Consider the following 21,526-nt stretch of genomic DNA (forward strand, 5'->3'; position numbering starts at 1 on the left):
CGGGCGCGCGCGCGTATCCTGACCCCAACAGGGTGAGGAGACAGCGATGGAAACGGCAGAGACCACGACCCGCGCGCCGCGCGTGGCCCGCAGCGGCAGGCAAGCCCGGCAGGAGGAGCGCAGCCACAAGGGCGCGGGCATCAGCCGCCCCTACATCGTCCGCAACATCCCGACCTACGACATCCTGTCGGAAGAAAACCTGATCCGCATCGAGCACGCCGCCGACCGCATCCTGGCCGAAACGGGCATCGAGTTCCGCGACGATCCGGTGGCACTGGACCACTGGCGCCGGGCGGGCGCGCAGGTCGCGGGCCAACTGGTGAAGTTTCCCCCCGGCCTCTTGCGCGAGGTGCTTAAGACCGCCCCCGCCAGCTTCACCCAGCACGCCCGGAACCCCGCGAACTCGGTCGAGATCGGCGGCAAGTCGGTGATCTTCGCGCCCGCCTACGGCTCGCCTTTCGTGATGGACCTCGACCGCGGCCGCCGCTTCGGCACGCTGGAAGACTTCACGAACTTCATCAAGCTGGCGCAATCGTCGCCCTGGTTCCACCACTCCGGCGGCACGATCTGCGAGCCGACCGACGTGCCGGTGAACAAGCGTCACCTCGACATGGTGTATTCGCACCTGAAGTATTCCGATCGCGCGTTCATGGGGTCGGTGACGGCCGAAAGCCGCGCCGAGGACTCGATCGAAATGGCCCGCATCGTGTTCGGGCGCGACTTCGTCGATCGCAACTGCGTCATCCTCGGCAACGTCAACGTCAACTCGCCGCTGGTCTGGGACGCGACGATGACCACCAGCTTGCGCGCCTATGCCCGCGCCAATCAGGCGGCGGTGATCGTGCCCTTCATCCTGGGCGGCGCGATGGGGCCGGTGACGACGGCGGGCGCCATCGCGCAATCGCTGGCGGAAACGATGGCGGGCTGCGCGCTGACGCAACTCGAACGCCCCGGCGCCCCGGTGATCTTCGGCAACTTCCTGTCGTCGATGTCGCTGCGGTCAGGCTCGCCGACTTTCGGCACGCCGGAACCGGCGATCGGCTCGATGGTGATCGGGCAACTGGCGCGGCGGCTGAACCTGCCGCTGCGCTGTTCGGGCAACTTCACCACCTCGAAACTGCCCGACGCGCAGGCGATGATGGAGGGCACGATGTCGATGCTGGCCGCCGTCCATTGCGGCGCGAACTTCATCCTGCATTCGGCGGGGTTCCTCGACGGGCTCCTGAGCATGTCCTACGAGAAGTTCATGCTGGATGCCGACCTTTGCGGTGCGCTGCACACCTATCTTGACGGCGTGAAGATCGACGACAACCAGCTTGCGGTCGAGGCCTTCGCCGAGGTCGGGCCGGGCAACCATTTCTTCGGCTGTTCGCACACGATGGCGAACTACCAGACCGCCTTCTTCGACTCCGCACTGTCGGACAACGAGCCTTACGAGAAATGGGAGGCGGCGGGATCCACCGACGCCGCGACGCGGGCGAACAAGGCGTGGAAGCTGGCGCTGGCAGAGTACGAGGCGCCGCCGCTGGATGCGGGCGTCGACGAAGCCTTGCGCGAGTTCATGGCACGCACGAAGGCCGGAATGCCGGACGCCTGGTACTAAGGTAGAGGGGGCGCTGCCCCCCGCCTGACGGGAATAGCGCAACGAAGGGCAGTGCCGTTGATTCCGGGCAAGGGGCGCGCGGTGCGATATCGGCGCGTCTTCGGCAGGACGTTTTCCCCACCTTGCCAACACCTTGCGCGCGGTTCGGCTCAGTGCGGCGACAGCGCGGCGAGATAAGCCTCCAGCGCTGCGGCGTCGATCGGCTTGTGCATCAGGGCCACCCCCTCGGCGGCGCAGAGCGGCCCGAGCCCGGGCGCGCGGTCGGCGGTCAGGATGCGGGCGGGCACCGGGCCATGGCGGGCGCGCAGCCGGGTGATCGTGGTCAGCCCGTCGAGCCCGTCGCCCAGGTGCTGATCGACCAGCGCCACGTCGGGGGCGATGCCGATCTCGTCCACCAGCGCCAGCGCCTCTTCGCCGGTGCGGGCGTCGATCACGTTCAGGCCCCATTTCTCCAGCAACTGGCCGAGGGCCAGCCGCAGCGCGTCGTCATTCTCGACCAGGAGCACGATGCGGTCCTGTGGTGGCGCGGGCGAGGACGCGCCAAGGCCCGCCGGGTGCGGCAGGGCGGGCGCAGGAGCGGCGCGGCGCAGGCCGACCGCGAAACAGGTGCCCCGGCCGGGGGCGGAGCGCAGGGTGAGCGGATGGCCTAGAAGCGCGCAAGCCCGATCGACGATGGCAAGGCCGAGGCCCATCCCCTCGGACGCCGAGGCGGGCGCGTTGAGGCGGTGGAATTCCTTGAAGATGTTCTGCTGTTCCCCCACCGGGATGCCGGGGCCGGTATCGTGCACCTCGATCCTGAGGTCGCCGCCCGCGTGCCGCACACCGACCAGCACGCGGCCGGTATCGGTATAGCGCAGCGCATTGCCGATCAGGTTTTGCAGGATGCGGCGCAGGTAGGTCGGATCGCTGTCCACCTCGGCCCGGGCGGGGAGGATGCGCAGGTCCAGCCCCTTTTTCGCCGCCACCGGCGCGAATTCGTCACGCAGTTGCGCCAGCAGCCGGTCGAGCCGCACGGGCCGCACCTCGACCTCGGCGCGACCCACTTCCAGCCGCGAGATGTCGAGCAGCGCATCGAGGATCTGGCCGACGCTGACCAGCGCGTTCTCGGCCTTTTCCAGCGTCTGCCGCGTCGGTTCCGGCACCGCCTCGTCGATCAGCGAGGCGAGGAAAAGCCGGGCTGCCGACAGCGGCTGCAGCAGGTCATGGCTAGCGGCGGCAACGAAGCGGGCGCGCGCGGCATTGGCGCGCTCGGCCTGCGCCAGCGCCTGGCGCAACTCGCCTGTGCGGGCGGCCACGCGGGCCTCCAGCGTTTCGTTGGCATGGGCCATCGCGGCGATCGCGGTGCGTTCGGCGCTGACATCGGTGAACGAGATCACGAAGCCGCGGTCCGGCATTTCCTGCGCGAAGACATCAAGGACGGTGGCCTGCCCGCGCTGCACCTCGAACGACAGCGGCGCGCGCGGGGTCGTCTGTTCCACCCACAGATGCAGGGCGGTTTCGGTGAAGGGGGTGGCGAAGCCCTGACCGCTGCGGAAGGCTTCGAACAGGGTGTCGTAGCCGGTGCCCAGCCGCAGCCGCGCCAGCGGCAGCGCCAGCAGCGCGGCAAGGCGCTGGTTCCAGCCCACCAGCCGGTTTTCGGCGTCGAAGATCGCCACCCCCTGGTTCAGGTGGTCGAGCGTGGCGCGGATCATCCGGGCCTGATCGTCCAGCAGCTTGCCGCGCTCTTCGCGCTCCATCCGGATGATCCCGGTCACGTCGGTCTGCAGGATGACGGTGCCGCCATCCATCGTGCGATGCTCGCTGACCTGGACCCAACGGTCCCAGATCATGCGGACGTTGAACATGACGTGGCGGTCCTGATGGCGGCGCTTGCGGCGCTCGGCCCAGGTGGTGGGGCTGTCGCCCTCGGGCAGTTCGAGAAAGCGCGAGGCGCTGACCCGGTCGATGTAGTCGCTGAAGCTCAGCCCCGGTTTCAGCGCGTCGTGCAGGTCCGGCATGTGGATGCCGAAGCGCGCGTTGCACATCACCAGCACCTCACCCGCATCGAAGAGGGCAAAGCCCTCCTGCACGGTCTCGATCGCATTGGCGAGGTTCTGCCGCGCCGCCTCGGCCGACCGGGTGGCGTTTTCCAGCCGGGCGTTGGACTCGTTGAGCAAGTCCAGCGCGCGTTCCAGATCGCGGGTGCGGTCGCGGACCTGTTCCTCCAGCAGGGCGGCGCGCTGGAACTGGGCGTAGGCGGCACCCGAGGCGTCGGTCGCCTGCTCGACCCGGCGCATCAGCACCTCAGCGATCTCGCGCAGCTTTTCGGCCTGGCGTTCCGGCGGGTCGGCGGGGTTGACGAGGGTGAAGGTCATCGGCTGCCGCCGGGCGGGTAGAGTGCCACGCCGGTCATCGTCTGGTTGACGTGCATCCCGTTCAACTGCTCGCCATAGGTGGAAAAGCCGATGACGCGGTGCTGGCGCAGCAGGGCCGAGATCGCGCCGGTCATCTGTTTCTCTTCCGCCTCCAACCGGCGCAGGATGCAATCGCAGGCCAGGATCGCCTCGGGCGAGCCCAACGCGGCGAGTTCGCGGTCGAGGTGGGCGACCATGTCCATCGGTTCGGCCAGCGTCAGCACCAGCCCCTCGTCGATCGCCGAGAAGAAGACCAGATCGCCATTCGGCGCGACCTGCTGAATGGCGCGCACATGGTGCTTGCCGCCGATGCGTACCACGACGGGGTGGGCGGCAAAGGTGAAGGTGGTCAGTTGCGCCGGATCCTTGCCCAGGATGCGGGCGTATTCCTGCGCGGCGGGTTCGGCGTTGATGCGGCGCACGATGCGGTGGGCAGGGTCGGCCTTGGTCACCACCATGCGGGTTTCGGTCGGGCGCAGATGGTCGAGGTTGAAGACCCGCAGCGGGCAATCGGTGCGCAGGAAGGCCAGCACGGCGGCGTTGCGCCGCATCGCGCCGTCGTGCAGCACGAAGGTCCGCTCGAACCTGGTGCCGTCACCGGCCGAGCCGCCGAACAGCGGCACCGGACCAAGCCCCGCCGCCAGCGCCGACGTCAGCGCATCCTCGCGGGCCGACAGGCCATCGACCAGCAGGAAGGCGAACTCGTGCGGCCATTCGGGGCGCATCCGGGCAAGCCCGTGCCGCGCCCGGCCAAGGCGGGCGATCAGCTCCTGCGGGGCGAGGCGGTCGAGGTCGGGCACCGGCAGCAACTCGGCGGCGAAATGGCGGGCAGGCAGGCCGACGGCGACGATCTCGCCCTCGGTATAGCCCTGCGACGAGATTTCGCCCGCGGTGGTGCAGCCGATCACCGGCGCGCCGTGGAAGGCGCGGGTGGTCTGGGCGGCCAGCGCGGCAAGGTCGGCGGCGGGCGAGATGAACAGGATCACCAGCGCGAAGGGGCCGGGGCCCAGCGCGCGGGCCAGCCGACCGGCCACGTCGGTGCCGCTGGCCGTGACATGCGCGGTTGCCAGGATCGGATCATCGGCGGGGGTGGGGGGCAGCGCCCCGGCAGTCTTCATCGCGCGCCTCCCGGGTGCGGGGCCAAGGGTACGGCGCGGCTCAACCCGGTGGCAAGAGCCGGTCGAAGCTGGCCTCACGCGCGATCAGCACGGCCTGGGTGCGGCTTTGCACGCCCAGCTTGCGCATGATGGCGGTGACATGGGCCTTCACCGTGGTCTCGGCGATCGCCAGTTCATAGGCGATCTGCTTGTTCAGCTTGCCCTCGCAAATCAGTTGCAGGATGTTGGCCTGCTGCCGGGTCAGCAGCGTCAGCCGCTGGATCGCCTCTTCGCGCCCGGTGGCGGGGGCGGTGGGATCGGTGGGTGGGGTGTAGCCCTCGGGCACATAGCAGCGCCCGGCCCTGAGCGCGGCGAAAGCCGTTCGGAACGCCTCGCGCGGGCTGTGCTTGGGCACGAAGGCGGCGGCCCCGGCGCTGAGCGCGGCGCCGATGGAGCGGGCGTCGGCCATCGACGAGACCACGACCACCGGCACCCCCGGCGCTGCCGCGCGCAGACGGATCAGGCCGTCAAAGCCGGTCACGTCGGGCAGGTTGAGGTCGAGCACCACGACATCGGGGCGGGGCGACAGGCCCATCCGGGCCAGCGCCGTATCCAGCCGCCCGGCGGTTTCCACGCTGCCGATGCCCGCCACCGTCTTCAGCGTCATCGCCAGCGCCTCGCAGAACAGCGGGTGGTCATCGACCACCAGGGCTGTCGCAAAGCTCCGTTGCTGATCGGCAAGGTCGAAGGCGTCCATCATATCCCAGCCCGTTCGCATCCATCCTAGCAGGGCACCGACCGCGCCGCCACTTGCCCGAAGGTCGGGGGTGGTCGCGTGCCGGTTACGACTTTTGTCAGATAGCGCCGACGCATCTTAACCCGTAGAGTTTCGCCACAGGGAGTGAGGACCGCATGGAACTGAAAGATGAGCGCCTGATCAAGGCGGCCCCCGATGTGGTGTGGGCCGCCATCCTGAACCCCGAGGTCTTGAAGGACTGCGTGCCGGGCTGCGAGTCGATGACCGGCTCGGTCGCCGACGGATTCGAGGCCGTCGTGGTGCAGAAGGTCGGCCCGGTGAAGGCACGCTTTACTGGCGTGGTGCAGTTGTCGGACATCACCGAGGGCCGCGCCGTGACAATCACCGGCGAAGGCAAGGGCGGCCCGGCCGGCTTTGCCAAGGGTGGCGCCAAGGTCCGGCTCGACCCGGTCGAGGGCGGCACGCAGCTCAGCTATGAGGTGACGGCCTCGGTTGGCGGCAAGCTGGCGCAACTGGGCAGCCGGTTGATCGACGGCTTCGCCAAAAAGATGGCCGATGACTTCTTTACCCGATTCCAGGAAGCGATCGAGGGCCCGGCCGCGCCGGACCCGGAACCCGCGGGCGACGCGCCCGAGGGCGAAGTGAAAAAAGGCTGGCTGAAGCGGATCATCGGCTGACAGGCCAAGACAATCAGGGAGGATTTGATGCCGAAAGTGACAATGCGCGTGAACGGGCGGCAGGTGTCCGGCGAGGTGGAGGGCCGCACCCTGCTGGTGCAGTTCCTGCGCGAAGGGCTGGGGATGACCGGCACCCATGTGGGCTGCGACACCTCGCAATGCGGTGCCTGCGTGGTGCATGTGAACGGGGCTGCGGTGAAAAGCTGCACCACCTTCGCGATGGACCTTGACGGCGCCGAGGTGAAGACGATCGAGGGCATGGCCAATGCCGATGGCTCGCTGGGCACCATCCAGCAGGCGTTCCAGGATCATCACGGGCTGCAATGCGGCTTCTGCACGCCGGGCATGGTGATGTCGGCGGCGGCGCTGCTGGCGGAAAACCCCAAGCCGACCGAGGCCGAGGTGCGCCACTATCTTGAGGGCAACATCTGCCGCTGCACCGGCTACCACAACATCGTGCAGGCGGTGATGGCGGCCAGCGGGCAGGCGGCCACGGCCGTCGCTGCGGAATAACCGGACAACAGATTGCACAAGATGCGCCTTCGCGCGCATCGCAACAGGGAGGATGAGATGCCCAAAGACGGTGGCATTGGCGCCAGCACCAAGCGGCGCGAGGATGTGCGGTTTCTGACCGGCAAGGGCCGGTACACGCATGATATCGACCTGCGCGGGCAGGCTTATGTGGTGTTCCTGCGCTCGAACGTCGCGCATGGCCGGATCGACAAGATCGACACCCGTGACGCCGAGGCGATGCCGGGCGTGCTGGCGATCCTGACCGGCGAGGATTTCACCGGCATGGGCGGCAACCCGGCGGGCTGGCTGATCCAGAGCCGTGGCGGCGAGGCGATGAAGGAACCCAAGCGCCCGGTGCTGGCGCATGGCAAGGTGCGCCACGTCGGCGATGCCTATGCCGCCGTGGTGGCCGAAACCTACGCCCAGGCGCGCGACGCGGCCGAGGCGGTGGTGGCCGACATCACCGAACTGCCTGCGATCGTCGACATGGCCAAGGCCATCGCCGACCCGTCCAACCGCGTGCATGACGAGATCGCCAACAACGTCTGCTTCGACTGGGGCTGGATCGAGGATAACCGCGCCGCCGTCGATGCCGCGTTTGCCGCGGCGCCGCATGTCACCACGCTGGAACTGGTGAACAACCGCCTGATCCCGAACGCGATGGAACCGCGCGCCTCGATCGGCGACTACGATTCCGGCACCGGCGACTACAAGCTTTACACCACCTCGCAGAACCCGCACCTGACGCGGCTTCTGATCGCGGCCTTCGTGATGGGCATTCCGGAAAACAAGCTGACCGTGATCGCGCCCGACGTGGGTGGCGGCTTCGGCTCGAAAATCTATCACTACGGCGAGGAAGCGGTGGTGCTGGCCGCCGCCAAGAAGCTGAACCGCCCGGTGAAATGGGTGGCGGAACGGTCGGAAAGCTTCCTGTCCGATGCGCATGGCCGCGATCACGTCACCACGATCCAGTTGGCCACCGACATGGAGGGCAACTTCCTGGCCCTGCGGACCGAGACGTTGGCCAACGTCGGCGCCTACCTGTCGAACTTCTCGACGGCGACGCCGACCTTCCTGCACGGCACCCTGATGGCCGGGCCCTACCGCACACCGCTGGTCTATGTGAACGTCAAGGCGGTGTTCACCAACACCGCGCCGGTCGATGCCTATCGCGGCGCAGGCCGCCCCGAGGCGACCTTCTCGATCGAGCGGGTCGTTGACAAGGCGGCGCGCGAGCTGGGGATCGACCCGTTCGAGATCCGGCGCAAGAACTTCATCCGGCCCGACCAGTATCCCTACACCACGCCGGTCGGACTGGTCTATGACACCGGCAACTACGGCGCGACACTCGACAAGCTGATCGAGATGATCGACCTGAAGGGCTTCGAGGCCCGCAGGGCCGAAAGCGCGAAACGCGGCAAGCTGCGCGGGTTGGGGCTGTCGACCTGGATCGAGGCCTGCGGCATCGCGCCCTCGCACCTCGTCGGCGTGCTGGGCTCGCGCGTCGGGCTTTACGATGCGGCGACCGTGCGGGTGAACGCGACCGGCAACATCTCTGTCATGGTTGGCGCGCACAGCCACGGCCAGAGCCATGAGACGGTCTTTGCCCAGATCGTGTCCGACAAGTTGGGCATCCCGGCCGCCTCGGTCGACATCGTGCACGGCGACACCTCGAAGATCCCGTTCGGCATGGGCAGCTACGGCTCGCGCAGCCTTGCGGTCTGCGGCACGGCGATGGTGAAGGCGCTCGACAAGATCATCGCCAAGGGCAAGAAGATCGCGGCCCACATGCTCGAAGCCTCGGAAAGCGACATCGTGTTCGAGGACGGTTCCTTCACCGTGGCGGGCACCGACAAGGCCAAGACCTTCGGCGAGATCGCCTTCTCGGCCTATGTGCCGCACAACTACCCGCTGGAAACGCTGGAACCGGGGCTGGAGGAAACCGCGTTTTACGACCCGGCCAACTTCACCTATCCCGCCGGCGCCTATGCCTGCGAGGCCGAGGTCGATCCCGACACCGGCAAGGTCACCATCTGCTCGTTTGCGGCGGCCGACGATTTCGGCAACGTGATGAACCCGATGGTGGTCGAAGGTCAGGTGCACGGCGGCGTGGCGCAAGGCATCGGGCAGGCGCTGCTGGAACTCGCGGTCTACGACGAGAACGGGCAACTGCTGACCGGCAGCTACATGGACTATGCGATGCCGCGCGCCGACGATCTGCCGAACTACCAGACCGACCATTCCTGCAACACGCCCTGCACCCACAACCCCTTGGGCGCCAAGGGCTGCGGCGAGGCGGGGGCGATCGGCTCGCCGCCTGCCGTGGTGAACGCGGTGATCGACGCGCTGCAGCGCGGTGGCCACAAGGTGACGCATATCAACATGCCGCTCAGCCCGTCCCGGGTCTGGGCCGCGATCCAAGCGGCGTAAGGAGGAGAAGCCATGTACGCATTCGAATTCAAGCGGCCCGCGACGCTCGCGGAGGCCGTCGAGGCGATGGGGGCGGAAGAGGCGCAGGCGCTGGGCGGTGGCCAGACCCTGATCCCGACGCTGAAACAGCGGCTGGCCGCGCCCGCCGTGCTGGTCAGCCTGAACGGCATCGCCGAGATCAAGGGCATCTGCACCGATGACGCCGGGCGGGTCTGCATCGGCGGCGGCACCACCCACGCCGCGGTGGCGGCAGGGGCGGGGGCCTATCCGGCGCTGGCCGCGCTGGCGGGCGGCATCGGCGATCCGGCGGTGCGCAATCGCGGCACCATCGGCGGCAGCCTCGCCAACAACGACCCCTCGGCCTGCTATCCGGCCGCGGTGCTCGGTTCTGGCGCGACGATCGTCACCAATACGCGCCAGATCGCGGCGGATGACTACTTCCAGGGCATGTTCACCACCGCGCTGGAACCCGGCGAGATCATCACCGAGGTGCGCTTTCCGGTGCCGACGCGCGCGAACTACCAGAAGTTCGTGCAGCCCGCGTCACGCTTTGCGCTGGTGGGGGTGTTCGTGGCGCAGTTCAAGGACGGCGTGCGGGTGGCTGTCACCGGCGCCTCGTCGGGCGGGGTGTTCCGCTGGACGGCGGCGGAAAAGGCGCTGTCGGGCACCTTCTCGGCTTCGGCGGTGGCCGGGCTGAAAGCCTCGGCGGATGATCTGATCGCCGACATCCACGGCGGTGCCGCGTATCGCGCGCATCTGATCGGGGTGCTGACCGGGCGGGCCGTTGCCGCCTGCTGACGCATGAGAACGGGGCGGGCGCATCACCGCGATGCGCCCGCCCCGATCATTGCAAGGCCGGGGTGGCGAAACCCCACCGCGTCGGCTTGCGGGAAGCCGTGCTATGTGTCGGCAATGGCGCCATCATCCGCGCGGCGCCCGAGACCGGAGTGATGACGGCGGGGAGCGGACCCGGAAAGGGCGTTTGCAATGACCGAACCAGACCTTCACGCCAGACTGGCGGCGCTTGGCACGCAACTTTCGGCGGCCGAGGCGCGGCTGCAACGCACGGCGTCGGCGGATGCCGGTCACGTCGCCACCAACCGCGAATTGCGCGACCGCTATGCCGCCCTGTCCAAACAGGTCGACCAGGAGGACGCGACGGCCGCGAGCCACGGCCACCATGTCACCGATCTGGAGCATTCGGTCCGGATGTGGGTCGATCAACTGGTCGATGAAAAGCCGTGATCGGCGGCGGCGGCACTTTGGCCCTGTCTAGCGAATACGGGTCCAGACCGAGGTTTCGCCGAAGATCGGCAGCAGCAGGAAGGCGCGCACCTGCAGGGTTCCGTCCGCCGCGATCGACATGCTTGCCAGGTAGTTGATGCCGTCCTCCGGATTGTAGACCCGGCCGCCGCCCCAGCCGCCGGTTCCGTCCGGTTTCAGGTGGTCGAAGACTTCCAGCCCAAGCAGCGGTCGCGCCCGCAGGGCCGGGTCGGGGTTCATCAGATCGACAATCGGACGGTCGGCAGCGTCGTCCGGCCATCTGAACCACACGAGTTTGCCGCAGAGCGCCGCGCCGCACAGATAGATCTGGACCTCGAGCCGACCGCTCGGGTCGCGCCAGATCCCTGCGGGGGTCGAGTCGGCGGACCATGCCGTCCACCCCACCACCAGCGCCAGAGGCAAGGCAAGAATGACCTTCGGCAGACGCATCTGAATCCGGTGCCTTTCCCCAAAGCCGCGCGACTCTCTGACAGCTTTGGGAAATAAACGGCGGCGGAAGGATTCGGTAGATGTTTTCCGCGCGGCTGCACGATGATTGCCGACCCGGATCCCCCGGATGCGCCGCCAGCCGTTCAGCCCTGCGCGGCCAGGTAGGCGGCGCAACCGGTCAGGGCGGCGTAATCGTCCTCGATGATCCAGACCGGGAAATTCTGCATGAAGCCGGCAAAGCGGCCCTTGTCGCGGAACGCCTCGGTGAAGCCGAGCGGTCCGAGATGCGCGGTGAAGGCGCGCGCCACACCGCCAATCAGGAAGATGCCGCCGAACGGCAGGTGGGTCAGCGCGAGATTGCCGACCTCTGCGCCGAACAGCCGGACGTAAAGCCGCGCGGTCTCCAGTGCCAGCGGGTCGCTTCCGCCATCAAGTGCCGCCATGATCTCGGCCGCGGATTTCTCGCCGGGCGAGCCTGCCTCGGCCGAGACCCAGGCGTAAAGTCGTTCCAGCCCACGGCCCGAAAGCACATCCTCGACCCCCGGAAAGCCATGCGCAGTCTCGACGAACTGGGCCAGGCGAAGGTCGGCCGCGGTGCGGATCGGCATGTTGATATGGCCGCATTCCGAGGCGGCGACGATCCGTCCGCCCGGCGCCTCGTGCACCGGTGCGGCGTTGAAGCCGGTGCCGGCGCCGATCACCAGTTTGGAGGCATGCGGGGGCGCCACCGGCCCCTCGATCACCGGGCGCAGGGTTTCGGGTGCCAGCGCCCCCAGCGCGTGGCCCTGCGCCTGCAGGTCGTTCAGGATCGCCACCCGTTCCGCCCCGGTCGCGCGCGACAGCATGGCAGGGTCGATGGTCCAGTCGAGGTTGGTCATATGCGCCACGCCATCGCGCACCGGCCCCGCCGCCGCAACGCAGGCGCCCGCGCAATCGACGCCGCCCTCTTCGTCGATATAGCGGCGCAGCACGGTTTCCAGCCCCGGAAACTCGGCATTGCGGTAGCGCCGGATCGTTGCGGGCAGCAGGCGCCGCCCCTCGGCCAGCGCGACGCGGGTGTTGGTGCCCCCGATATCGGCGACGAGCGAGCGGGTGTTGGCGGGGAGGGGCATCAGGCTCTCCGATGGTGTTTGCGCGCGGGCGCGCGGGTCTCTAACGCGCCAAGGCGCGGGCGAGCGCGTGATAGGACGCTTTCGGGGTGCGCTGCAAGGTTTCGAAATCGACATGAATCAGGCCGAAGCGTTTCTCGTAGCCCAGCGACCACTCGTAATTGTCCATCAGCGACCAGCAGTAATAGCCCGCCACCGGCACGCCCTCGGCAATTGCGCGGCGGACCTGTGCCAGATGCGCGTCGATGTAGTCGATGCGGGCCTGATCGTTGACGGCGCCGTTCACGAGCACATCGGCGTTCGCCATGCCGTTTTCGGTGATGTAAAGCGGCAGGCCGTGGGTGTAGTCGGTGTGCACGCGGGTCAGGAAGTCGTGCAACCCCTCGGGGTAGATCTCCCACCCCATCTGGGTTTTCGGCAGCGGGCCGGGCACCTCGGCATAGGCGGGCCAGGGGCCGTCGCCGGGGCCGATCAGCTTGCGGGTGTAGTAGTTCAGGCCGACCCAGTCGACCTTGGCGCCGATGGTGGGAAAGTCGTCCTGCCAGCCCGCGGGCATGTGCGGCAACAGCCCCTCCAGCGCCTCGGCGGGGTAGTCGCCCTTGAACATGCCTGACAGGAACCAGCGGTTGTAGATCGCGTCATAGCGCGCGGCGGCGGCGGCGGCTTCGGGCGAGGCGTCGGCGGGGCTGACGTGCTCGAAGTTGCAGACCGCACCAAGGTTGGTCAGGCCGAGCCCGCGCATCGCCTCGATGGCGCGGCCGTGCGCCAGCAGGACGTGGTGCATCGCCCGCGCGGCGGCGCGGATGTCGCGCAGCCCCGGCGCGTGGATGCCCATGAAGTGCGACAGCCAGGCGATGCACCAGGGTTCATTGATCGTGGCGGTGGACCAGACGCGGTCGCCGATGCGGCCCATGATGATTTCGGTGAAGTCGGCGAACCAGCCCGCGATGTCGCGGTTGTGCCAGCCGCCAAGGTCGGCCAGCGCCGAAGGCAGTTCCCAATGATAAAGCGTTGCCGCAGGTTTCAACCCGCGTTCCAGCAGCCCATCGACCAGACGGTCGTAGAAGTCGAGCCCCTCGGCATTCACCGCCCCGCGCCCTTCCGGCAGCACCCGCGCCCAGGAGGTGGAGAAGCGATAGGTGTCGAAATTTCCGGCTTTCAGAAGGTCGAGGTCTTCGCCCATCCGGTGATAGTGGTCGCAGGCTACGGCGCCGTTTTCGGCGCGCACCACGTTGCCGGGGGTGGCGGCGAAGCTGTCCCAATGCGTCGGGCCCGCGCCGCCGAAGCTGTGCCCCTCGATCTGGTAGCTGGAGGTGGCGGCCCCGAACTGGAAACCGGCCGGAAAATCGGCGCGTGTGAAGGTCATGGTCATCCTTTGGTCGGGGCCGGGCCGGTGGACAGCCCGACCATCAGCTCGGCTTCGAACATGCGGGTCTGCGGGTCGTGGCCGGGGTTGGCGATGTTGTCGAGCAGCATCTCGGCCACCTGTCGGCCCGCCTCGCGCACCGAGGATCGGGTGGCGGTGAAGATCGGCACGTCATCGCCGTTGCGCAGATAGCTCAGGTCGTCGTCATGCGTGATCAGCGACACGTCGCGACCCAGCTTCAGCCCGCGATCTTCCAGCGCGCGCCGCACGCCGATGGCGATGATCATCGAGGACACCAGGAAGGCCGTCGGCGGATCGGGCAGCGCCAGCATGGCCAGCGCGGCGCGGTGGCCGTAGGTTTCGGTCATCTCGTCGGATCGCATCAGCGCCGGGTCGATCACCAGACCGCGCGCCGCCAGCGCCTGTTCATAGCCGGACCTGCGGCGGATCGCGAAATCCATGTACTCCAGCCCGTTGACCAGCGCGATCCGGCGATGGCCGAGGTCCAGCAGGAACTCGGCCGCGCGCCGGAACGCGCGGCGGTTGTTCACGTCGAGCCAAGAATAGGCCTCGGGCGCCCCCGTGGCGCGGCCGTGCACGACGAAGGGCAAGCCGATCTCGTGCAGCAGGGCAATGCGCGGGTCCGCGGCCTTCGGGGCGTGGACGATGATGCCGTCGACCGTGCCGCGGCTTTTCATCTCGCGGTAGGCGCGCGCCTCCTCGGCGTCGTTCACTACGGTCAGCAGCATGTCATAGCCCATGCGCGAATAGGTCTCGCCCGCGCCCGCGATGAAGTCGGCAAAGATCGGGTTCACAATCTCGTGCTTGGTGGACACGGTGATGACGTGCCCGATCGCCATCGCCCGCCCGGTCGCAAGTTGGATCGCGCGGGCATTGGGGCGGTAATTGTGGCGCTTGGCTGCCGCCACCACCCGCTCGCGCGTGACCTCGTTGACCTCGGGGTAGCCGTTCAGCGCCCGGCTGACCGTGGTGGGGGAAAGCCCGAGCTTGCTGGCCAGTTCCTTCAGATTCATCGGGCGGGGGGGTCCAAAGCGGTTTGAAGTTCAAGGGACTGTAACCATCGCGGGGGATGGCGTCAAAAGCATTCGCAACCGGCAAACCATGCTGCATATGCGAAAAGATGATGCAAAGCGCGAAGGCTTTCTCGTTCGGATTGACTCGCACGGGGGGATCGGCGACGTTGAGGAACCCAAAGCGGTTTGGAAATGATTCCAGGCGGCGTGGTAATGAGGGATGCGCGTTCCAAGCGCGCTAAACCGGGAGGAGAGTTCATGTTAGGGAAGCTTTTGTCGGCGGCCGCGGGTCTCGCGCTTGTCGCCGGGGCGGCTTCGGCCGCCGATCTGAAATTCGCGCCGGGCAGCGATCCGCAGAAGTTCCACTGGGACAGCTACGACGCCTTTGCCAAGTCCCACAAGCTCGACGGCCAGACGCTGACGATCTTCGGGCCGTGGCGCGGCGAGGATCAGACGCTGTTCGAAAGCGTGCTGGCCTATTTCACCGCGGCGACCGGGGTGAAGGTGAACTACTCGTCGTCGGAAAACTACGAGCAGCAGATCGTCATCGACACCCAGGCGGGCAGCCCGCCCAACATCGCGATCCTGCCGCAGCCCGGCCTGATCCAGGATCTGGCCTCCAAGGGCTTCGTGCAACCGCTTCCGGCCGACACCAAGCAGTGGATTCTCGACAACTACGCCGCCGGCCAAAGCTGGGTGACGCTGTCGACCTTCAAGGACAAGGACGGCACCGCCAAGGTGATGGCCTTCCCGTTCAAGATCGACGTGAAATCGCTGGTCTGGTATTCGCCGGGCAACTTCAAGGACGCGGGCTACACCATCCCGAAGACCTTTGAAGAGCTTGAGGCGCTGACCAAGAAGATCGTGGCCGACGGCGGCACGCCGTGGTGCATCGGTCTGGGGTCGGGCGGTGCGACCGGCTGGCCTGCGACAGACTGGGTGGAAAACCTGCTGCTGATCCAGCAACCGCCGGAAGTCTATGACGGCTGGGTCGACAACTCGGTGAAGTTCACCGATCCGCGCGTCGTCGAGGCGATCAAGACCTTCGGCGAGTTCGCCCTGAACGACAAATACGTCGATGGTGGCGTCAAGGCGGTGGCGACGACCGACTTCCGCGACAGCCCGAAGGGGCTCTTCACCTCGCCGCCGAAGTGCTACATGCACAAGCAGGCCTCGTTCATCCCCTCGTTCTTCCCGGATGGCACGAAGCTGGGCACCGATGCCGACTTCTTCTACTTCCCGCCCTATGCCAGCAAGCCCGAACTGGGCAAGCCGGTCGAGGGCGCGGGCACGCTGGTGTTCATCACCAAGGACAACCCGGCGGCCGACGCCTTCATGGACTTCCTGAAGACGCCGATCGCCAGTGAAGTCTGGATGGCGCAGACCTCGTTCCTGACGCCGCTGAAGACGGTGCACACCGAGGCCTATGCCAACGCGACGATGGCGAAGGAAGGCCAGATGCTGCTGGACGCGACCACCTTCCGCTTTGACGGGTCGGACCTGATGCCGGGCAAGATCGGCGCGGGCGCCTTCTGGACCGGGATGGTCGATTACGTCGGGGGCAAATCCGCTGAAGACACCGCCGCGGAAATCCAGAAAGCCTGGGACGGCCTGAAGTAAGCCACCGCACCTGCCGGGGGCGCGCCACTTGCGCCCCCGGTGACTGACGGCCGATGCGCGGGGGGCGCACCGGAGGCGGCGTGCTCGCGCCCCGCCATCACCGTGACGCAAGGGGAGATGCGGCATGCTTCAGCAGCTTATGACAGCGGGCCTGACGATCGTCGTCGGGATCACGGCGGCCTTCGGCTACTTCTACGGCTCCAACATCCTGCTGGACATGGTGTTTCCCGCCCGGGCGCCGGGCGACCGCGGCACCCGCAACATTCGCATCACCGCCGCGATCCGGCCCTGGCTCTTTGTCGGGCCTGCGGTGCTGGCGCTGACGCTTTACCTGGTTTACCCGGTTGTCGCCTCGATCTGGCTCAGCTTTCACGGCCGCGACGGGCAGGAGTTCGTCGGGTTCAAGAACTACCTCTGGTTCGTCGAAGACAGCCGCATCCGCGCGGCGTTCCTGAACAACCTGCTGTGGTTGCTGGTGGTGCCCGCCGCCTCGACCTTTCTCGGGCTGGTGACTGCGGCGCTGACCGACCGCATCTTCTGGGGCAACGTCGCGAAAAGCCTGATCTTCATGCCGATGGCGATTTCCTTCGTCGGCGCCACGGTGATCTGGAAATTCGTCTACGACTACCGTGCGGCGGACCAGACCCAGATCGGTCTGTTGAACGCCCTCGTCACCTGGTTCGGCGGCGCACCCGAGGCCTGGATCACGGTGCCGTTCTGGAACAACATCTTCCTGATGATCATCCTGATCTGGATTCAGACCGGCTTCGCGATGGTCATCCTGTCCGCCGCGCTGCGCGGCATCCCCGAGGAAACCATCGAGGCCGCGGTGCTGGACGGCGCCAACGGGTTGCAGATCTTCTTCCGCATCATGGTGCCGCAGATCTGGACGACCATCGCGGTGGTCTGGACCACGATCACCATCACCGTGCTGAAGGTGTTCGACATCGTCTATGCGATGACCAACGGGCAGTGGGATACCGACGTGCTGGCGAACGAGATGTATGTCTGGATGTTCGAAGGCGGCGGCGACTATGGCCGCGGCGCGACCATTGCCATCATCATCATGATCCTGGTGATCCCGATCATGGTCTGGAACATCCGCAACGCGCGGCGCGAAATGGAGGGTCACTGAGATGCTGGGCATAGGAGGCCGCAAATCCCCGCTGGTCTGGGTGGTTCACCTGTCGGTGCTGCTGCTGGTTGTGCTTTGGACCCTACCCACGGCGGGGCTGTTCATCACCTCGCTGCGCACCGCCGACCAGATCACCGTGTCCGGCTGGTGGACGGCGCTGTCGAGCGCCGAACAGAATTCGGTCACCCGTACGCCGGACGGCTCGGCGCAGACCCAGGTGGGCGACCGCTATGTGATCGCGGGCAATGTGCTGGACCACGGCGGCACCGTGGTGGCCTTTGGCCGCACCAGCCTGAAGCCCGCGCAGTTCAAGCCGGGCGAGGTGGCCGACCTTGGCGACGGCGTCACGCTGAGCGTGAAGGCCGACGGCAGCTATGAGCTTTCGGGCCCGGCCAAACTCGACGGCGGCCAGCGCATCTTCTACACCGCGCGGACGCCGCCCGCCTTCACGTTCAGCAACTACACCCATGTGCTCAGCGCGAACGGCATGTTGCGCGCCTTCATGAATTCGCTGACGGTGGCGGTGCCCTCGACCGTGATCCCGATCCTGATCGCGGCCTATGCCGCCTTCGCGCTGGCCTGGATGCCGTTTCAGGGCCGCTCGTTGCTGATCGCGATCATCGTCGGCCTGCTGGTCGTGCCGCTGCAAATGTCGCTGATCCCGATCCTGACGCTTTACAATGACATCGGCAAGGCGACGGCGGTGAATCTGCACGGGACCATCGGCACGATCATGCAGGTGTCCGGGCTTGGGCAGGTCTCCGATGACGGCACCCAGATCGGGTTGAACCCGAAAAGCTATCTGGGCGTCTGGCTCGCCCATACCGGGTTTGGCCTGCCGCTGGCGATCTTCCTGCTGCGCAACTACATGGTCGGCCTGCCGCGCGAGATCATCGAAAGCGCGCGCGTGGATGGCGCGACGGACTTCCAGATCTTCACCCGGATCGTGCTGCCGCTGTCGTTTCCGGCGCTGGCCAGTTTCGCGATCTTCCAGTTCCTCTGGACCTGGAACGACCTGCTGGTGGCGACCGTGTTCCTCAGCCACCAGCAGGATTCGCTGGTGATGACCGGCAAGCTGAAAGACCTGCTCGGCTCGCATGGCGGCGATTGGGAGATTCTGGCGGCCTCGGCCTTCGTGTCGATCTCGGTGCCGCTGCTGGTCTTCTTCGCGCTGCAGAAATACCTCGTGCGCGGTCTGCTGGCCGGCTCGGTGAAATGACGGAATGACGATGAACAAGACCACGACCAACGACTGGTGGCGCGGCGCGGTGATCTATCAGATCTATCCGCGCAGCTATCAGGACAGCAACGGCGACGGGGTGGGTGATCTTGCGGGCATCACCGACCGGCTGGCCCATATCGCGGCGCTGGGCGCCGATGCGATCTGGATCAGCCCGTTCTTCACCTCGCCGATGAAGGACTTCGGCTACGACGTCAGCGATTACTGCGATGTCGATCCGCTGTTCGGCAGCCTCGCCGACTTCGACGCGCTGATGACGCGGGCGGGGGAACTGGGGCTGAAGGTGATGATCGACCTCGTGCTCAGCCACACCTCGGACCAGCATCCCTGGTTCAAGGAGAGCCGGGCGGACCGCACCAACCCCAGGGCCGACTGGTACGTCTGGGCCGATCCCAAGCCGGATGGCACGCCGCCGAACAACTGGCTGTCGGTCTTCGGCGGGTCATCCTGGGCCTGGGATGCGCGGCGCGAACAGTATTTCCTGCACAACTTCCTGACCTCGCAGCCCGACCTGAACTTTCATTGCGGCGCGGTGCAGGAGGCGCTGCTGGATGTGGTGCGCTTCTGGCTGAAGCGCGGGGTCCACGGCTTCCGCCTCGATACGATCAACTTCTACATCGCCGACAAGTACTTGCGCGACAATCCTTCGCTGCCGAAAGAACTGCGCAACGATTCCATCGCGCCGAGCGTGAACCCCTATAACCACCAGCTCCACCTCTTTGACAAGAACCAGCCGGAAAACCTTGATTTCCTGCGCAGATTCCGCGCCGAGCTTGATCCCTACAACGCCGCCGCGGTGGGCGAGGTCGGGGATGCGCAGCGCGGCCTGGAGATCATGGCCGAATATACCTCGGGCGGCGACAAGGTGCAGATGTGCTACCCGTTCGAGATGCTGCAACCCAAACAGTTGACGGCGCAGGCGGTGGCAGAGACCTTCGCACGGTTGGAAAAGGCCGCGCCGGATTTCTGGCCGTGCTGGGCCTATTCCAACCACGACGTCGTGCGCCACGTCACGCGCTGGAACCTTTCCGACGCTGCAGCAAGGCTTTACACGACGCTGTTGATGTGCCTGCGCGGGTCGGTCTGCCTTTATGAGGGCGAGGAACTGGGCCTGCCCGAGGCCGAGATCGCCTTCGAAGACCTGCAAGACCCCTATGGCATCGAGTTCTGGCCCGAGTTCAAGGGTCGTGACGGCTGTCGCACGCCGATGGTCTGGTCGCACGGGCCGAACGGCGGGTTTTCGGCCGCCAAGCCCTGGCTGCCGGTGGCGGCCGAGCATCTGCCGATGGCGGTGTCGGAACAAGTGCGCGATCCGGGCTCGATGCTGCACCACTATCGCAGCGCGGTGGCGCTGCGCCACGCGCATCCGGCGCTGGTGGCGGGCACATCGGACGCGATGCAGGCCGATGGCGATGTGCTGCGTTTTGCGCGCCGCGCGGGCGGTGAGGTCATCTTCTGCGCCTTCAATCTGGGCGACAGGACCGTGCAGGTAACGCTGCCCGAGGGGACGTGGTCGGCGCTTGGCGTCGATCTCGGGGCGGTGGAAAAGATCAGCGGGAACACGGTCGCGTTGTCGCCCTGGCAGGCATGCCTGGCGCGGCGGCAGACCTGAGGGGAGGGACGGAACGTGGCCGATTTGATCATGACGGACATTGCCAAGGCCTATGGCGAGGTCAAGGTGCTGTCGAACATCAACCTCGACATCAAGCAGGGCGAGTTGATCGTGTTCGTCGGCCCCTCGGGCTGCGGAAAATCGACGCTGCTCAGGATGGTGGCGGGGCTGGAAAGCATCACCTCCGGCACGCTGTCGATCGACGGGCGGGTGGTGAACGAGGTGCCACCGGCGCAACGCGGCATCGCGATGGTGTTTCAGAGCTATGCGCTTTACCCGCACATGACGGTGCGCGACAACATGGCCTTTGCGCTGAAGATCGCGAAGAAATCGCACGCCGAGATCACCGCGGCGGTCGACAAGGCCGCGAAGGTGCTGCAACTGACGCCCTACCTCGACCGGCTGCCCAAGGCGCTGTCGGGTGGTCAGCGCCAGCGCGTCGCCATCGGCCGCGCCATCGTGCGCGACCCCAAGGTCTATCTGTTCGACGAACCGCTCTCGAACCTTGACGCGGCGCTGCGGGTGGCGACAAGGATCGAGATCGCGCAGTTGAAGGAGCAGATGCCGGAATCGACGATGATCTACGTCACCCACGACCAGGTCGAGGCGATGACGCTGGCCAGCCGCATTGTCGTGCTGGCGGGCGGCGGGATCAGCCAGGTCGGCACCCCGCTGGACCTTTACGAGCGCCCCGAGAACGAGTTCGTGGCGCAATTCATCGGCTCGCCCGCGATGAACCTGCTGCCGGGCGAGATTGTCGAGACCGGGCCGGAGACGGTGGTGAAACTGTCGGTCGGCGGCCTCGTGCATTGCGCCATCCCGACGCGGGCGACCGACAAGGGTCTGAAGGTGAACGTTGGCGCGCGGCCCGAGGACATGGTGCCGACCGAGGCCGAGGAGCATCTGTTCGAGGGCACCGTCGGCATTTCCGAGGCACTAGGCGAGGTGACGCTGCTCTACTTCGACCGGAAGGGAGAGGCGGCGCAGGTGATCGCCAAGCTGCCGGGCATCCACGCCAACCTGCGGCACAAGACGGTGCGGTTGGCCGCCGACCCGAAGAAGATTCACCTGTTCTCGAACGGCCGCTCGCTGCTTTACCGCTGAGCGCGCGGGGCGTTGACAGCGGCGCGGAGCGGGCGCAATCCTTGGGCGAAGTCCGCGCGCGGGGGCGCCTTTTGCCCCCCGCACCCCGGCGCGCGCTTTGCCCTGCCGGTCATGGGACCGCAC

18 protein-coding genes are annotated in these 21,526 nt (G+C 67.0%); 11 read left to right on the plus strand and 7 right to left on the minus strand.

The window, feature by feature from the left end; translation table 11 throughout:
- The first annotated feature begins 46 nt into the window (after positions 1-46).
- Positions 47-1,603, plus strand: coding sequence for a trimethylamine methyltransferase family protein (locus tag AC11WY_RS09085; RefSeq protein WP_482924642.1), 1,557 nt, complete (start codon positions 47-49; stop codon positions 1,601-1,603).
- Between the two features lie 149 nt (positions 1,604-1,752).
- Here the strand turns inward: AC11WY_RS09085 and AC11WY_RS09090 are convergent, their stop codons facing one another.
- Genes AC11WY_RS09090 through AC11WY_RS09100 form a run of 3 tightly spaced genes read right to left on the minus strand, consistent with a single transcriptional unit; the run spans position 1,753 to position 5,850 of the window.
- Positions 1,753-3,957, minus strand: coding sequence for a PAS-domain containing protein (locus tag AC11WY_RS09090; protein WP_482924644.1), 2,205 nt, complete (start codon positions 3,955-3,957; stop codon positions 1,753-1,755).
- Positions 3,954-5,114 carry an FIST N-terminal domain-containing protein gene (locus tag AC11WY_RS09095; protein WP_482924645.1) on the minus strand — a complete coding sequence of 387 codons (1,161 nt, stop codon included), beginning with the start codon at positions 5,112-5,114 and terminating at the stop codon, positions 3,954-3,956. The genes AC11WY_RS09090 and AC11WY_RS09095 overlap by 4 nt, the downstream gene beginning before the upstream one ends.
- 40 nt (positions 5,115-5,154) lie before the next feature.
- On the minus strand, positions 5,155-5,850 hold the full coding sequence (locus tag AC11WY_RS09100) for a response regulator transcription factor (protein WP_482924729.1): 696 nt from the start codon (positions 5,848-5,850) through the stop codon (positions 5,155-5,157).
- 155 nt (positions 5,851-6,005) lie between these two features.
- Here AC11WY_RS09100 and AC11WY_RS09105 point away from each other — a divergent pair, with 155 nt between their 5' ends.
- The 5 genes from AC11WY_RS09105 (at position 6,006) to AC11WY_RS09125 (ending at position 10,715) form a co-directional block, all read left to right on the plus strand.
- Entirely contained in the window at positions 6,006-6,527 is a 522-nt protein-coding gene (locus AC11WY_RS09105; RefSeq protein ID WP_482924647.1) for an SRPBCC family protein, read from the plus strand.
- Positions 6,528-6,554: 27 nt separating this feature from the next.
- On the plus strand, positions 6,555-7,040 hold the full coding sequence (locus AC11WY_RS09110; RefSeq protein ID WP_482924649.1) for a (2Fe-2S)-binding protein: 486 nt from the start codon (positions 6,555-6,557) through the stop codon (positions 7,038-7,040).
- A 57-nt stretch (positions 7,041-7,097) separates the two neighbouring features.
- Positions 7,098-9,470 carry a xanthine dehydrogenase family protein molybdopterin-binding subunit gene (locus AC11WY_RS09115; protein ID WP_482924650.1) on the plus strand — a complete coding sequence of 791 codons (2,373 nt, stop codon included), beginning with the start codon at positions 7,098-7,100 and terminating at the stop codon, positions 9,468-9,470.
- A 12-nt stretch (positions 9,471-9,482) separates the two neighbouring features.
- Positions 9,483-10,268, plus strand: a complete 786-nt coding sequence (locus AC11WY_RS09120) for an FAD binding domain-containing protein (RefSeq protein ID WP_482924652.1) — start codon at positions 9,483-9,485, stop codon at positions 10,266-10,268.
- A gap of 189 nt (positions 10,269-10,457) precedes the next feature.
- Entirely contained in the window at positions 10,458-10,715 is a 258-nt protein-coding gene (locus AC11WY_RS09125; RefSeq protein WP_482924653.1) for a 3-ketoacyl-ACP reductase, read from the plus strand.
- Between the two features lie 27 nt (positions 10,716-10,742).
- Here AC11WY_RS09125 and AC11WY_RS09130 read toward each other — a convergent pair whose 3' ends face one another.
- The 4 genes from AC11WY_RS09130 to AC11WY_RS09145 all read right to left on the minus strand — a co-directional run bounded on the left by AC11WY_RS09130 (position 10,743) and on the right by AC11WY_RS09145 (position 14,692).
- Positions 10,743-11,183, minus strand: coding sequence for a DUF2147 domain-containing protein (locus tag AC11WY_RS09130; RefSeq protein ID WP_482924655.1), 441 nt, complete (start codon positions 11,181-11,183; stop codon positions 10,743-10,745).
- A 143-nt stretch (positions 11,184-11,326) separates the two neighbouring features.
- The gene (locus tag AC11WY_RS09135; protein WP_482924656.1) at positions 11,327-12,295 is read right to left on the minus strand and encodes a glucokinase; all 969 of its coding nucleotides are present in this window, start codon (positions 12,293-12,295) and stop codon (positions 11,327-11,329) included.
- A gap of 40 nt (positions 12,296-12,335) precedes the next feature.
- Positions 12,336-13,658, minus strand: coding sequence for a GH1 family beta-glucosidase (locus tag AC11WY_RS09140; RefSeq protein ID WP_482924658.1), 1,323 nt, complete (start codon positions 13,656-13,658; stop codon positions 12,336-12,338).
- 2 nt (positions 13,659-13,660) lie between these two features.
- Positions 13,661-14,692: a LacI family DNA-binding transcriptional regulator gene (locus AC11WY_RS09145; protein ID WP_482924659.1), complete on the minus strand. Its 1,032-nt coding sequence runs from the start codon at positions 14,690-14,692 to the stop codon at positions 13,661-13,663.
- Positions 14,693-14,950: 258 nt separating this feature from the next.
- Here AC11WY_RS09145 and AC11WY_RS09150 point away from each other — a divergent pair, with 258 nt between their 5' ends.
- The 5 genes from AC11WY_RS09150 to AC11WY_RS09170 all read left to right on the plus strand — a co-directional run bounded on the left by AC11WY_RS09150 (position 14,951) and on the right by AC11WY_RS09170 (position 21,403).
- Positions 14,951-16,312 carry an ABC transporter substrate-binding protein gene (locus AC11WY_RS09150; protein ID WP_482924661.1) on the plus strand — a complete coding sequence of 454 codons (1,362 nt, stop codon included), beginning with the start codon at positions 14,951-14,953 and terminating at the stop codon, positions 16,310-16,312.
- A 124-nt stretch (positions 16,313-16,436) separates the two neighbouring features.
- Positions 16,437-17,447, plus strand: a complete 1,011-nt coding sequence (locus tag AC11WY_RS09155) for a carbohydrate ABC transporter permease (RefSeq protein WP_482924663.1) — start codon at positions 16,437-16,439, stop codon at positions 17,445-17,447.
- 1 nt (position 17,448) lies between these two features.
- Positions 17,449-18,666, plus strand: a complete 1,218-nt coding sequence (locus tag AC11WY_RS09160; protein WP_482924664.1) for a carbohydrate ABC transporter permease — start codon at positions 17,449-17,451, stop codon at positions 18,664-18,666.
- A 4-nt stretch (positions 18,667-18,670) separates the two neighbouring features.
- The gene (locus AC11WY_RS09165) at positions 18,671-20,299 is read left to right on the plus strand and encodes an alpha-amylase family glycosyl hydrolase (RefSeq protein WP_482924666.1); all 1,629 of its coding nucleotides are present in this window, start codon (positions 18,671-18,673) and stop codon (positions 20,297-20,299) included.
- Between the two features lie 15 nt (positions 20,300-20,314).
- Positions 20,315-21,403, plus strand: coding sequence for an ABC transporter ATP-binding protein (locus AC11WY_RS09170; protein WP_482924668.1), 1,089 nt, complete (start codon positions 20,315-20,317; stop codon positions 21,401-21,403).
- Positions 21,404-21,526 lie beyond the last annotated feature (123 nt).

It is taken from the genome of Solirhodobacter sp. (assembly GCF_964715405.1).